12 protein-coding genes and 1 pseudogene are annotated in these 12,995 nt (G+C 65.4%); 1 reads left to right on the top strand and 12 read right to left on the bottom strand.

Features of this window, described 5'->3' with window-relative positions; genetic code table 11:
- Positions 1-56 precede the first annotated feature (56 nt).
- The 5 genes from AZL_RS19250 to benA all read right to left on the bottom strand — a co-directional run bounded on the left by AZL_RS19250 (position 57) and on the right by benA (position 5,383).
- Complete coding sequence (locus AZL_RS19250; protein ID WP_012976156.1) at positions 57-1,457, bottom strand: MFS transporter; 1,401 nt, start codon at positions 1,455-1,457, stop codon at positions 57-59.
- Positions 1,458-1,595: 138 nt separating this feature from the next.
- Positions 1,596-2,381, bottom strand: coding sequence for a 1,6-dihydroxycyclohexa-2,4-diene-1-carboxylate dehydrogenase (locus AZL_RS19245; protein ID WP_012976155.1), 786 nt, complete (start codon positions 2,379-2,381; stop codon positions 1,596-1,598).
- On the bottom strand, positions 2,378-3,403 hold the full coding sequence (benC, locus tag AZL_RS19240) for a benzoate 1,2-dioxygenase electron transfer component BenC (RefSeq protein ID WP_042444269.1): 1,026 nt from the start codon (positions 3,401-3,403) through the stop codon (positions 2,378-2,380). Before benC ends, AZL_RS19245 begins: the two co-directional genes overlap by 4 nt.
- A 115-nt stretch (positions 3,404-3,518) precedes the next feature.
- Entirely contained in the window at positions 3,519-4,010 is a 492-nt protein-coding gene (gene benB, locus AZL_RS19235; protein WP_012976153.1) for a benzoate 1,2-dioxygenase small subunit, read from the bottom strand.
- Positions 4,011-4,024: 14 nt separating this feature from the next.
- Positions 4,025-5,383, bottom strand: coding sequence for a benzoate 1,2-dioxygenase large subunit (gene benA / locus AZL_RS19230; RefSeq protein ID WP_042444266.1), 1,359 nt, complete (start codon positions 5,381-5,383; stop codon positions 4,025-4,027).
- Between the two features lie 259 nt (positions 5,384-5,642).
- Here benA and AZL_RS19225 point away from each other — a divergent pair, with 259 nt between their 5' ends.
- Complete coding sequence (locus AZL_RS19225) at positions 5,643-6,557, top strand: LysR family transcriptional regulator (RefSeq protein ID WP_012976151.1); 915 nt, start codon at positions 5,643-5,645, stop codon at positions 6,555-6,557.
- Positions 6,558-6,650: 93 nt separating this feature from the next.
- Here the strand turns inward: AZL_RS19225 and AZL_RS34505 are convergent, their stop codons facing one another.
- The 7 genes and pseudogenes from AZL_RS34505 to AZL_RS36370 form a co-directional block, all read right to left on the bottom strand.
- Positions 6,651-6,974 carry a TnsA endonuclease C-terminal domain-containing protein gene (locus AZL_RS34505; protein WP_012976150.1) on the bottom strand — a complete coding sequence of 108 codons (324 nt, stop codon included), beginning with the start codon at positions 6,972-6,974 and terminating at the stop codon, positions 6,651-6,653.
- A gap of 10 nt (positions 6,975-6,984) precedes the next feature.
- Positions 6,985-8,081 (bottom strand): IS630-like element ISAzs14 family transposase gene (locus AZL_RS34500; protein WP_148219284.1). Its coding sequence is split into 2 segments (ribosomal slippage): positions 6,985-7,565 and positions 7,565-8,081, totalling 1,098 coding nucleotides; the frame shifts between segments, so codons are not numbered across the junction.
- A gap of 9 nt (positions 8,082-8,090) precedes the next feature.
- Positions 8,091-8,438 (bottom strand): annotated as a pseudogene (locus AZL_RS37075) (TnsA endonuclease N-terminal domain-containing protein); the annotation flags it as partial.
- A 15-nt stretch (positions 8,439-8,453) separates the two neighbouring features.
- Positions 8,454-8,669, bottom strand: a complete 216-nt coding sequence (locus AZL_RS37070; protein ID WP_012976148.1) for a hypothetical protein — start codon at positions 8,667-8,669, stop codon at positions 8,454-8,456.
- 159 nt (positions 8,670-8,828) lie between these two features.
- Complete coding sequence (glmS, locus tag AZL_RS19205; RefSeq protein WP_012976147.1) at positions 8,829-10,655, bottom strand: glutamine--fructose-6-phosphate transaminase (isomerizing); 1,827 nt, start codon at positions 10,653-10,655, stop codon at positions 8,829-8,831.
- 52 nt (positions 10,656-10,707) lie between these two features.
- The gene (gene glmU / locus AZL_RS19200; RefSeq protein WP_012976146.1) at positions 10,708-12,060 is read right to left on the bottom strand and encodes a bifunctional UDP-N-acetylglucosamine diphosphorylase/glucosamine-1-phosphate N-acetyltransferase GlmU; all 1,353 of its coding nucleotides are present in this window, start codon (positions 12,058-12,060) and stop codon (positions 10,708-10,710) included.
- Positions 12,061-12,689: 629 nt separating this feature from the next.
- Positions 12,690-12,860 carry a hypothetical protein gene (locus AZL_RS36370; protein ID WP_158305996.1) on the bottom strand — a complete coding sequence of 57 codons (171 nt, stop codon included), beginning with the start codon at positions 12,858-12,860 and terminating at the stop codon, positions 12,690-12,692.
- Between the last annotated feature and the right edge of the window lie 135 nt (positions 12,861-12,995).

Raw genomic sequence — 12,995 nt, 5'->3', positions numbered from 1 at the left:
GGGGCGTTCCTGCCGATGACGACGTGGAACAGCGGCTTTGTCAGTTCATGCCGGTGTCAGTCGATGGCCGTCGTGGCCGGCAATCGAGCTGCGAAGGACGGTGGGGCCGTGCCGGCCTGATGGCTCGGTTGCGGAGCGAGGTTGCCCTTCAGGACCATGAACAGCCCGGCCAGGATCACCGGAACGCCGACGATGGCGAAGGCGATCGGCAAGCCGAGACCGCTGGACAGGATGGTGCCGCCCACCATCGACCCGAGAACCGATCCGCTGCGCCCCACCGCGTTGGCCCAGGCCACTCCGGTCGCCCGGTTCGCCGTTGGGTAGAAGCCGGCCGCCAAAGCATTCACACCGACCTGCGCGCCGGCCAGGCAGAAGCCCGCACCAAACACCGCGGCGGCGAGCAGAGCGGGGGAGGCGGCGGCGCTGCCGATCAGCGCGATGAACAGCGCGGCGGTCGCATAGGCGACGCCCAGCACCTTGTGCGGATCGAGGCGGTCCATCAGGGCGCCGATCACCAGCGCTCCGACCGTGCCGCCCAATTGCAGCATCATGGTCATCAGCGAGGCATCCTTCAGGGTCATCCCGGCGCTGCTGATCACCGTCGGCAGCCAGCTCGACAGCAGGTAAAAGACCAGCAGGCTCATGAAGAAGGTCGACCACAGCAGCAGCGTGCCGGTGATCAGGCCGGGCTGGAACAACTGCCCGACCGGGGAGCCGGCCGGCCGGTGGACGCCGACGAAGCGCGCGCCGGCAAGGTCGGGCTCCGGCGCGATCCGGGCCAGGATGGCGGCCACCCGCTCCGCCGGGGCGTTGCGCAGGACAAGGAAGCGCACCGATTCCGGCAGGGCCAGCAGCAACACCGGCACCAGCAGCAGCGGCGCCAGTCCTCCCAGCAGCAGCACCGACGACCAGCCATAGTCGGTCACCAGCTGCGCCGCCGCCAGCCCGCCCAGCGCCGAGCCGAGCGTGAAGCCGCAGAACATCAGGGTGGTCAGGAAGGATCGGCGCTTGTCGGGACAGAATTCCGAGGTCAGGGTGATCGCGTTCGGCATCGCCCCGCCCAGCCCCATGCCGGTCAGGAAGCGCAGCACGGTCAGCTCGGTGAGGTTGGTTGTCCAGGCCGATGCCAGGCTGGTCAGTCCGAAGAACAGGACGGTGAGAATCAGCGCGCGCTTGCGCCCGATCATGTCGGCCAGCGGCCCGAAGATGAGGGCGCCGATCATCAGCCCGAACAGGCCGGCGCCGAACAGCGGCGCCAGTTGTGCCGGGGCCAGCTGCCATTCGGCGCGGAGCGCCGGGGCGATGAAGCCGATCGCCGCGGTGTCGAAGCCGTCGATGGCGACGATCAGGAAGCACAGCGCGATCAGCGTGCTCTGGAAGCCGGAGACTCGATGGGAATTGATGAAATCCTGGACGTCGATGACCCGTTGTGTCGGTGACCCGTCGTATCGATTCACGGGCTTGCCTCCCTGTTGATGTGATGAACGGAAATGACCGCAACGGTGCGCGGTTCGGCCCGGTTCGCCTGCCATCGCGTCGGAACGCTCGGCGGTCTTCCGGGGTTTTTCTTGGTGGCGGAGTTTCCCGGCCGGCGGTCAGCCGATGCTGCCGCCGGCGACGAAACAGGTCTGGCCGGTGATGTAGGAGGCCTCGTCCGACGCGAAGAAGCAGATGGCGGCGGCAATCTCGTCCTGGGTGCCCATGCGCCCCATCGGCGTGTCGCGCATCACCTGCCCGTAGGTCTCGCGCTGCCAGACCGTCTCCTGCTCGCTCATCGGCTTTGGATTGCGCGGAATCGCCCGCTCGCCGTTGTTGACCGCGCCGGGGGAGACGGCGTTGACCCGCACGCCCTTGTCGGCCAGCTCCATCGCCATGCAGGCGGTCATCGCATGCACGCCGCCCTTCGCGGCGGAGTAGGGGACGCGGTAAATTCCGCGGGTGGCGTTGCTGCCGACATTGACGATGCTGCCACGCCCCTGCGCGATCATGACGGGGATCACCGCGCGGCAGGACCACAGGGTCGGCCACAGGGATCGGCCGATCTCCTTCACCATCTCCTCCTCCCGGTATTCCCAGAAGGGCTTCATCCAGATGGTGCCGCCGACATTGTGGACCGAGATGTCGATGCGCCCGAACGCCTCCAGCGCGGCGTCGACCATCGCCTGGGCACCGGCATAGCTTTCCAGATCGGCGGTGAGCGACAACGCCGACGCTCCCCGGCCCACCAACTCCTCCGCCACCCCGTGCACCAGATCGGAGCGGTCGACCAGCAGCAGTTTGGCTCCCTCGCCGGCCGCTCTTGCGGCCACCGCCCGCCCGATGCCCTGGGCGGCGCCGGTGACGATCATCACCCGATCCTCGAACCGTCCATGCGTGGTCATCGGCCGGTCCCCTCGCTGGCGCTGAACTTTTCGTAATGGAAGCTGGCCGGGGTGATCCCCTGGTCGCGGAAATGACCGCGCACCGCCTCCACCATCGGCGGCGGGCCGCAGAGATAGACATCCACGTCGCCGCCGTTCAGATGCTCGGGCCGGAGATGGTGGGTGACGTAGCCCTTCAGCTGATGGCGGCTGTCCGGATCGGCCACGCAGGTGGCGAAGGTAAAGCCGGGGCAGCGGTCGGCAAGGCGTCGCAGGGTCTCAACCTCCACCAGATCGCGGTCCAGCGTGACGCCGTAGACGAGATGGATCGGCTGGGGACTGCCGCCCTCCATCGCCGCGATGCGGCCCAGCATCGACAGGAAGGGCGCCAGCCCGGTTCCGCCGGCCAGCATCAGCACCGGCCGCCGCAGGTCGCGCAGATAGAAGCTGCCGAGCGGGCCGGTCAGGGTCAGCCGGTCGCCCGGTTTGGCCCGCCCGGTCAGATAGCCGCTCATCAGCCCGCCCGGAACATTGCGGATCAGGAAGGTCGCCACCTCCGCCCCGGGCGGCGAGCTGAAGGAATAGGAGCGCGTCTGCCCACTGCCGGGGACCTCGATATTGACGTACTGGCCGGGCAGGAAGGACAGCCGGGCGCCTCCCTCCAGCCGCAGCGCGAGGGAGAGGGCACTGTCGGACAGGCGTTCGACCGACACCAATTCGGCGGTGACGGCCATCGCCTTGGTCTTGCACAGATCCGACGAGGCGGCGATGCGCAGCGCCAGGTCCGATGCCGGGCGCATCTGGCAGGTCAGGCAATAGCCTTCCGCCGCCTCCGCTTCGGATAGTGCATCCTCGATGTAGGAGCCGCCGTCATAGCGTCCGGCCTCGCAGAAACTCTTGCAGGTGCCGCAGGCGCCGTCGCGGCAATCCAGCGGAATGTTGATGCCCTGGCGATAGGCGGCGTCTGCCACCGTCTCGCCGGGATGGGCTTCGATGAAACGGGTCGGCCCGTCCTCGAAGGTCAGAGCGATTTGAAAGCTCATGGCTGGTCTCCCCGGCCCGGCGGGCATGATCGGGCATGCCGGGCCGGTTTTCTGCGGTCCTGGCTGATCGGAGCCGGTGATGGCTGATCGGGTGCGGCCGATCAGATGTGGCCGATCAGATGTGATAGATGTCAATGACGTGGTGGATGTAGTCGTTCTTCAGAACCACCGTCTTTTCCTTGATCAGCGGCGTCTCGCCCGAAACATCCAGCGTGTAGAAGGACGTGCCGAAATAGCTGTCGGTCGTCTTGTAGCGGAAGCTCAGCGTGAACCAGTTGAAGCGGAGCTTGCACAGGCCGCCGGCTTGCTCCAGCACTTCGAGGTTGCTGATGTTGTGGGAGGTGCGCGGCTCCGGCAGGCTGGTGGCGCTCGACCGTTCGGTCTTGATGCGGAAGACGCGATCCTCCAGACCGCCGCGGTTGCCGTAGTAGATCAGCGAGATTTCCCGCTGCGGATCGGTGGTCAGGGCGCCGTCATCGTCCCAGGCCGGCATCCAGAACACGGCGTCGGCGGCGTAGAGGCCGAGCCACTCGTCCCACTGCTTCTCGTCGAGCAGGCGCGCTTCGCGGTGAAGAAAAGCTTGCAGGGAGTCGAAGGTGATGGTCATGAATCTGCCCTCCCTCAACCCTGCGTCCGCGGAGCGCCGGACGGATCCGCTGCGGCGCGGCGCATGGTGTCGAGCCAATGCTGATGCTGGACGACGAACAGCCCCTCGTCCTCGGTGCGCACGCCGCTCATCAGCGGGTGCAGGTCGATGGCCTTTGCGGCCTCGTCGGCCCCCTCCACCCAATGGGCCGCCCCGCGCGACAGGTCGTTCCACGGGGCGGCGCCAGCCAGATAGCCGGTCTGGCAGGAGCGGAACTCCTCCAGGTCGTCGGGGGTCGCCATGCCGCTGGCGTTGAAGAAATCCTCATATTGCCGGATGCGGCGGGCGCGGGCCTGGGCGCTTTCGTTCTTCGGCGCGATGCAATAGATCGTCACCTCGGTCTTGTCGACGGACAGCGGCCGGTAGGTGCGGATCTGCGAGCTGAACTGATCCATCAGATAGACGTTGGGATAGAGGCACAGGTTGCGCGAATTGCCGATCATCCAGTCGGCCCGCTCGGCGCCGAACTGGGCCGCCAGCTCGTCCCGGCGCTCGTACAGCGGCCGGTCCTCGGGATTGGCCCAGCGGGTCCACAGCAGCAGATGCCCGTTCTCGAAGGAATAGAAGCCGCCGCCTTGCTTGGCCCAGCTTCCGGCATCCATCGCCCGCACGCTGTCGCCGGCGGCGGCCATCTTGCGGTGGTTGGTGGTCGCCGCATAGTTCCAGTGGACGGCGGTGACGTGGTAGCCGTCGGCGCCATTCTCTGTCTGGAGCTTCCAGTTGCCGTCATAGATGTAGGTCGAGGAACCGCGCAGCACCTCCAACCCGTCCGGCGACTGGTCGACGATCATGTCGATGATCTTCGCCGCCTCGCCCAGATGCTCGACCAGTGGAACCACGTCGGCGTTCAGGCTGCCGAACAGGAAACCGCGGTAGGAGTCGAAGCGGGCGACCTTGGTCAGATTGTGCGATCCCTCGCGGTTGAAGCTTTCGGGATAGCCAGCGCTGTCGGGATCCTTGACCTTCAGCAGCTTTCCGGAATTGTTGAAGGTCCAGCCATGGAACGGGCAGGTGTAGGTCGCCTTGTTGCCGCGCTTGTGCCGGCACAGCATGGCGCCGCGGTGGCTGCACGTGTTGATGAAGGCGTTGAGTTCGTTGTCCTTGTTGCGGGCGATGACGATCGGCTGCCGGCCGATGAAGGTGGTGAAATAGTCGTTCCTGTTGGGAATCTGACTTTCGTGGGCGAGATAGATCCAGTTCCCTTCGAAGATGTGCGTCATCTCCAGCTCGAACAACTCCGGGTCGGTGAAGATGTCGCGCCGACAGCGATAGAGTCCTCGCTCCTTATCCTCGACGACGGCGTCGTCCAGACGTGCCAACAGGTCGGCGGTCATGATCCTGGTCTCCACAAGAAGGGGGCGATGAGCGGTGGCAGCCGTTCGGTGGCCGGCGTCGCGGACGGCGGCCGGGGCCGCCGCGCGGGTCGGCGCGCCGTTTCGATGTCTTCGGGAAGATTTTGTTGCAAAGCCAAGCTATCCGTTGCCGGGCGTATTGTGAAAGACTGTGTTGGTCTGGTTTGATACCATGCAGGTATGACGCGCTGCGGCAACTCACCCCATGCCCGCAGCGTCCAAACACCGAAGAGGCCGGCCCATGGAACTTCGCCACCTGCGCTACTTCCTGGCGGTCGTGGCCGAGCGGAACTTCACACGCGCGGCGGAGCGTCTGAACATGGCGCAGCCGCCGCTGAGCCGGCAAATCCAGCAGTTGGAGGAGGAGCTTGGCCTTCAGCTCATCGAACGGGACAGCCGTCCCCTGCGTCTGACGGAGGCGGGCCGGCTGATCTACGAACAGGCGGTCCAGGTGCTGGAGCGGGTGGACGAGATCAAGGCGCTGGCCCGCCGCCTGCGGCATGCCGAACACAGCCGCTTCACCATCGGCTTCGTGGCATCGACCCTGTATGGCTGGCTGCCGGAGATGATCCGCCGGTATCGCTCGATCCGTCCGGATGTGGAGGTCTCGCTGGTGGAACTGACGACGGTGGAGCAGGTCGCGGCGCTCAAAGATGGGCGCATCGACGTCGGCTTCGGCCGCATTCCGCTGGAGGATCCGGCCATCACGCGCACCCTGCTGCGCTATGAGGCGATTATCGCCGCCATTCCGTCGGGCCATCCGCTGCTGGAGCAGCAGCGCCCCTTGCGTCTTGACGACTTGGCGTCGGGGACACTGGTTGTTTATCCAAAGTCGCCGCGGCCGAGCTTCGCAGATCAGGTTCTCGCCCTCTATCGGGCCCGTGGACTGAAGCCGGATGCCATTCTGGAGGTGCGGGATGTCCAGACAGCTTTGGGGTTGGTGGCGGCGGACGTCGGGGTCAGCTTGGTCACGGCATCCGTTCGGCACCTGCGCCGGGACAAGGTCGAGTATCGTGAAATACAAGAAGAACAGGCGCTCTCACCGCTTTTCATGAGTTATCGGAACAATGATCTATCTCCAGAGATTGTAATGATGCTGGAGGCGATCCGGCATGTTTATCGCGCCAATGACGTGAAGAACGAACTTGGTGTTTAGGGCATTCTCCGCTCGACACGGCCTTATCCGCCGGCTGTGAATCCTCCGTGAATTGGGTCAAGGATTCCATCGACCAACAGCGGACCGGCCTGATCACCCTCCTGGTTTGGGCGAAGAAGTGGAAGGCGGTCGCCTGACATCGAGCGATACCGTGTTGTCGAGTGGTTCGCGCATGTCGCAGCGCAGGCGTTTGGTGGCGAGCAGGTGGTGTGTCAGGAACAGAGCCATTCCAGTCTCCAAATCCAGCAGGTCGTCCATGTCCTGGCAGTACTGCCGAAGGGACAATCCGCTTGGCTGGAATTCTACTTCCCGCAAGAACAGACGGGCCTTTTCTTCGAAATAGCCGGGATAAGGCTGGCTCAAATTGTCGAGATAGCCGTATTGATGGACCCAGAGGATGGCGGAGACCGGTGTCATACCAAAGCCGTTAAATTTTGACCTGTAAGGCCCACGGGTAACCGCATGTGGAGCGGATGCGGCCGGGTTCGGCGAGGATGCGGTTCCAGACGCGACAGCAGACGTCGAGGATGGCGTTGAGGTCGGTGAAGAGCCGGTGGGACAGCAGGGTGTCGCGCATGACCTGCCAGAGCCTTTCGATGGCGTTGAGTTCCGGGCTGTAGGGCGGGAGCGGCACGAGGGTGATGTTGGCCGGCACGGCGAGATCGCCGCTGGTGTGCCATCCCGCCCCGTCGATCACCACGGCGGCATGGGCGCCGGGGGTGACGGTGCGGCTGATCTCCTCCAGCATGAGGTTCATCGCCTCGGTGTTGGCGCGCGTCATGACGATGGCGGCTCCGGTGTCGCGCTCAGGACAGACCGCGCCGAAGAGATAGGCCGACTTGAAACGATGATCGCGCACGGCGCGCGGCCGGCTGCCGCGCGGCGCCCAGCGCCGGGTCAGGGTGCCTTTCTGGCCGATGCGGGCCTCGTCCTGGAACCAGACCTCCACGGCGCTCGCCTCGGGGTGGTCCTCTCCGATGGCGGCGAGGCGTTCGGCGAAGTTTTTTTAAACGCCTCCTGGGCCGGTGCGTCGGCCTTGGGATGGATCGGGCGCGGCGTCAGGAAGGACAGCTTCATGCGGTGCAAGCGGTCCTGCATGCCGGTGCGGCTGTAGTCCGCCCCGAAATGCCGCAGGGCCAAGTCGCGGATGTGGCGAACCCGGTACTCGACGACGCCGTCCCGTTCGACCTCGGGGCCGGCGGCGATCAGGTCAGCCAATTCCGGCTCCAGGGCGTCGGCGAGCAGCGGCGGCCGGCCGCAGCGCGCCCGATCCCGCAAGCCGTCCACCCCTTCGGCGTTGTAGCGCACGACCCAGTCGCGCAGCGCTTGCCGGTCCATGCCGGCTTGCCGCGCCGCTTCCGCCCGGCTGACGCCGTCCAGCGCCATGGCGATCGCCAGCAGGCGCCGGCACACCCGCCCATCGCTCTCGCCGCGGGCGAGGCGGCGCAGGTCTTCCGAGCTCAGGTCGGGGCGGATCGGCAGGGCGGACATGGCTGTGCTTCGCTCAATGGTGAGACCTGGCACAGGGAATCACTACCGGCGCTGAACCGCAAGCCACAGACCCGGCGAGTCAGAAGTTTCCGGCTCTGGTATCATCGGCACGTCCCGCTCGGTCAGGACACCCCATTCGACATTTTGAGCGAGCCAGTAACGGCGCTCGATCTCCAGCTTTTCCAGAATGCGTGGCTTCGACAGTTCGGCCGCCGGCTTGATGGCGCGAGCCAGCGTGACCAGCCGGCCGCCAACGATCACGTCCACCACCAGATCGGTGGTCATTACCAACGGAACTTTGGTCTTTGGGTCGAGTGGATGACGAATGCCGAGGTCTCCGGCAATCCGCTGGGTGAGGGCACGATCGAGGGGGAATTGCTCCCGGATGTCCTCCGTATCATCGGCTCAGTCGAACAGCAGGAAGTGGCGCCATTCGATGTCGGACAGCAAGTGATGCTGCCGTCCGGTCTTTAGCCCTCGTACGCGATGAACCCGGCCGGACGACGGCACATCCTGCACGGTCAGCCACGGCTTGTAACTGTCGCCTCGTCCCGTGCCGCGCCCTTCCTTGTGGAAGAGGGCGATCCTGTCCTCGTAGAAAGCGTAACGGCGGCGAGCCATGACACCTCCGGGGTGCGGCCACCTCTTTCGAGGATGCGCCGATTCCCCGGACGGTGCAAGGTCGCTGAGGATGAGGCTTTATTATTCAGTATGATGGTTTATTCTTTAGTATGAGACTTTATTCTCCGCAAACAACAGCGCGAATAAGCAAATCCCGGCTCATTCCACCGTTACGCTCTTTGCCAGGTTGCGCGGCTGGTCCACGTCGGTTCCCTTCAGAACCGCCGTGTGATAGGCCAGCAACTGCACCGGAATGGCATAGAGCAGCGGGGCGACCAGCGGGTCGCAGGCTGGCAGTTCCACCGACCAGCGGACCTTGTCCTTCAACTTGTCGATGCCCTTGCGGTCGGCCAGCAGCAGCACCTTGCCGGAGCGGGCGCAGACCTCCTGCACGTTCGACACCACTTTCTCGAACAGGGCGTCGGACGGCACCAGCACGATCACCGGCACATTGTCGTCGATCAGCGCGATCGGACCGTGCTTCAATTCCCCGGCGGCATAACCCTCGGCGTGGATGTAGCTGATCTCCTTCAGCTTCAGCGCGCCTTCCAGGGCCAGCGGGTACATGGCGCCACGACCGAGATAAAGGACGTCGCGGGCCTCGGACACCTCCTGCGCCAGTTCCTTCAGGCGCCCGTCATGGGCCAGCACGTCGGCGGCACGGGCCGGGACTTCGCGGAGCGCATGGGCGATCTGCTGCATCCGCTCCTGGTCGATGGCGCCACGGGCACGGCCGACGGTGACGGCGAGGCAGGCCAGCGTCGTCAACTGGGTGGTGAAGGCCTTGGTCGAGGCGACGCCGATTTCGGGGCCCGCCATGGTGTAGAGCACGGCGTCGGATTCGCGCGCGATGGTGCTTTCCGTGGCATTGACGATCGATAGAATCTTCTGGCCCTGGCGCTTGCAGTAGCGCAGCGCCTCCAGCGTATCCAGCGTCTCGCCCGACTGCGAGATGAACAGGGCGATGCCGCCCGGCGGCAAAGGCGCCTCGCGGTAACGGAACTCCGACGCGATGTCGACCTCGACCGGGATGCGGGCCAGCGTCTCGAACCAGTATTTCGCGACGAAACCGGCGTAATAGGCCGTGCCGCAGGCGACGATGGTCAACTTGCTGGCGCCGGCCAGATCGAAGGGGAAATCCGGCAGGGTGAAGCTGCCGGTTTCCGGGTTGATGTAGGCGTTCAGCGTATCACCGATGACCTGCGGCTGCTCGTAGATTTCCTTCAGCATGTAATGGCGGTAGCCGTCCTTGCCGATCAGCGCGCCGGAGACCGCCGTGGTCTTCACCGGCCGCTCGACCACCGCGTCACTGGCGTCATGGACGATGGCGGCGGTACGGCCGACCTCGACCCAGTCGCCATCCTCCAGATAGCAGATGCGGTTGGTCAGCGGCGCCAGCGCGAAGGCGTCCGACGCCAGATACATCTCTCCCTCGCCATAGCCGACGGCGAGCGGCGTGCCGTGGCGGGCGCCGATCATCAGCTCATGCTCGCCGGCGAAGATCAGCACAAGGGCGAACGCCCCGGTGAAGCGCTTGAAGGCGGCGGCCGACGCCTGGACCGGCGTCATGCCATGCTTTTCCAGGTAATAGGTGACGAGGTGGACGATCACCTCGGTGTCGGTCGCGCTTTCGAAGACGTAGCCCTGGCCGGTCAGCTCGTCCTTCAACTCCTGGTAATTCTCGATGATGCCGTTGTGGACGACGGCAACGCGTTTGGTGGCGTGGGGGTGGGCATTGTTCTCGGTGGGGCCGCCATGGGTGGCCCAGCGGGTGTGGCCGATGCCGACCGTGCCGGCCAGCGGCTGGTCGCGCAGCCGCATGTCCAGGTTGTTCAGCTTGCCCTCGGCGCGGCGGCGTTCGATGTGGCCGTTTACCAGCGTGGCGACGCCGGCGCTGTCATAGCCGCGGTATTCGAGGCGGCGCAGACCCTCCACCAGCCGGGGGGACGCGTCGTGAATGCCGTTGATGCCGATGATGCCGCACATGGACCTGATGCTCCTGAAAAGATGCCGATCGGAGAGAAGACCCGAACCGACCTTACGCCTTTTTCGCTTTCTCGTTTTGCTTCCGTTCGCGGAACCGCTTCGCCCAGCCGGCGTACGCCTTCTGGTTGCCGCGGGCGACCACCAGCGCATCCGCCTCCACCGCGCTCGTCACCACGCTGCCGGCGCCGACGATGGCGCCGTCGCCGATCACCACCGGGGCGACCAGCGCGCTGTTGGAGCCGATGAAGGCCCCGGCGCCGATCTCGGTCCGGAATTTGCCGAAGCCATCGTAATTGCAGGTGATGGTTCCGGCGCCGATGTTCGCCTTGGCGCCGACATGGGCGTCGCCGATGTAGGTCAGGTGGTTGGCCTTGGCCCCGGGCTCGATCACCGCGTTCTTGACCTCGACGAAATTGCCGATATGGGCGTCGGCGCCGATCTCGGCGCCCGGACGCAGGCGGGCATAGGGGCCGATGACGGCGCCGCTGTCGATGCGCACGCCCTCCAGATGGCAGTAGGGCTTGATCTCCACCCGGTCGCCGATGGTGACGCCGGCACCGAAGAAGCAGCCGGGGCCGACCACCACGTCGCGGCCGAGCCGGGTGTCGACGCTGAGAAAGACGCTATCGGGATCGATCAGCGTGGCGCCATTGTCCATGGCCGCCTTGCGCAGCCGGCGCTGCAACAGCTTCTCGACCTCGGCCAGTTCGGCGCGGGAATTGACGCCGACCACCTCGGCCGGGGCGGCCTCCACCACGGCGCAGGCCATGCCGGCGCGGCGCGCGATCTGGACCACGTCGGTCAGGTAATATTCCGACTTGGCGTTGTCGTTGCCGACGCTGCCGATCAGGTCGAACATGCGCGCGCCGTCGAACGCCATCAGGCCGGCATTGCACAGGGTGACCGCGCGCTCCTGCTCGCTGGCGTCGAGATACTCGACGATCTTCTCCAGCCCGCCGCGGGCGTTCAGGATCAGGCGGCCATAGGCGCCGGGATCGTCGGGCCGCATGCCCAGCACCACGACCGCCGGGTCGGCGGCCTGCCGGCGGGCCTGGACCAGCGCCCGCAACGTGTCCGGAGTGACCAGCGGGGTGTCGCCATACAGAATGATGACGTCGCCGGTGAAGCCTTCCAACAGGCCGAAGGCCGCCCGCACGGCGTCGGCGGTTCCGCGCTGCTCATGCTGGACCGCGGTGGGGTAGGGGGCGACGGCGGCGGCGACGCTGTCCATGCCGGGGCCGACCACGACGACGACATGGTCGGGGTCGAGCGCCTTCACCGCGGCCAGCACATGCCCGACCATCGGTCGGCCGGCCACCCGGTGCAGCACCTTGGGCAGATCGGATTTCATGCGCGTGCCCTTGCCGGCGGCAAGGATCACGCAGGCGAGCGGACGATGGGCCATGCTACGATTCCTGGGGTGATGTTCCTGATCGGACCTTGGTGCGCCAAAGAAAACGGGTGTCGTGGGTAGGACGGTTGGTCAGAAGCCGTAGATGGGCCGGCAAAGGTTAAGACATCACTATTCCCCCGGGCGATGCTACTTTCGGAGCGCGCACCACACCATCGGCAATTCCGAGCATTGTGTGCCACAGCCGGCGGGGAAAGCCCAACTCAACTTTTGTTTCAGTTTGCAATAAATGAATATTTCCAACAGGTTGGGGGATTCCACGAGTCCTGCGGGACCACTGGCCGGTGATCGCCGCTAGTTTCGGTATATCCAGCCGGCCTCGGACGGCCGCGGGGTGGAGAATTTGCGCGGTCCCTGGAAAACATATCCGCATGATCTTCGCTCGCTAAGCATACGGTGTTGGAGACCCGCGGTCTGTTCCAGAGTTGTCCGGAAGCGGAGGCGACCAGTATTGTCACCGAAGTAGCGTTTCGCTTCGGTGGCGTCAACTCGGCCATTAGGTCCGCGTGGTATCGCCCCCACGGCCGAGCGCAGGTCCCTTTGCGGGTAATCAGGATCGCGGAGCCGTCATGGCCGCCCCGCCGCATCGAGGCGGTGTCCGAGACCTCCGGCCGGCGGGAGGCTCAGCGTTTGGGCTTGCGCTTGGTCGGCTTGCGCTTCGGCGGCGTCATCATGGCTTTCAGCATCTCCGACTGGTTGCGCTTGGCGGCCGACATGGCGGCGGCGGTCATCATCCCGGTGGCGCGGTTCGCCCAGGACAGCCATACGCTCATGAAGGGATTCTTGGTCATCATGGGACTGACTCCGAAGCGGTTGGTGGCAGGTGGAACAACAGGAATCGAGCCATGGATGTTGCGTTGCACATAAGATCATCAGAGAACTGCCTGGATTTACGGCGCTTCCGCTCAATTCCTGGGCAATCCCATGCG

This window comes from Azospirillum sp. B510 (assembly GCF_000010725.1).
GTDB classification, from domain to species: domain Bacteria; phylum Pseudomonadota; class Alphaproteobacteria; order Azospirillales; family Azospirillaceae; genus Azospirillum; species Azospirillum lipoferum_B.
This window is presented reverse-complemented; position numbering and strand designations above follow the sequence as displayed.

Excerpts from the sequence above, each read along its gene's own strand:
- glmS (WP_012976147.1), bottom strand. The coding sequence starts at position 10,655 with ATGTGCGGCATCATCGGCATCAACGGCATTCACGACGCGTCCCCCCGG.
- AZL_RS19245 (WP_012976155.1), bottom strand. The coding sequence starts at position 2,381 with ATGACCACGCATGGACGGTTCGAGGATCGGGTGATGATCGTCACCGGC.
- AZL_RS36370 (WP_158305996.1), bottom strand. The coding sequence starts at position 12,860 with ATGATGACCAAGAATCCCTTCATGAGCGTATGGCTGTCCTGGGCGAAC.
- AZL_RS37070 (WP_012976148.1), bottom strand. The coding sequence starts at position 8,669 with ATGGCTCGCCGCCGTTACGCTTTCTACGAGGACAGGATCGCCCTCTTC.
- AZL_RS34505 (WP_012976150.1), bottom strand. The coding sequence starts at position 6,974 with ATGACACCGGTCTCCGCCATCCTCTGGGTCCATCAATACGGCTATCTC.
- AZL_RS19225 (WP_012976151.1), top strand. The coding sequence starts at position 5,643 with ATGGAACTTCGCCACCTGCGCTACTTCCTGGCGGTCGTGGCCGAGCGG.
- glmU (WP_012976146.1), bottom strand. The coding sequence starts at position 12,060 with ATGGCCCATCGTCCGCTCGCCTGCGTGATCCTTGCCGCCGGCAAGGGC.
- benC (WP_042444269.1), bottom strand. The coding sequence starts at position 3,403 with ATGAGCTTTCAAATCGCTCTGACCTTCGAGGACGGGCCGACCCGTTTC.
- benB (WP_012976153.1), bottom strand. The coding sequence starts at position 4,010 with ATGACCATCACCTTCGACTCCCTGCAAGCTTTTCTTCACCGCGAAGCG.
- benA (WP_042444266.1), bottom strand. The coding sequence starts at position 5,383 with ATGACCGCCGACCTGTTGGCACGTCTGGACGACGCCGTCGTCGAGGAT.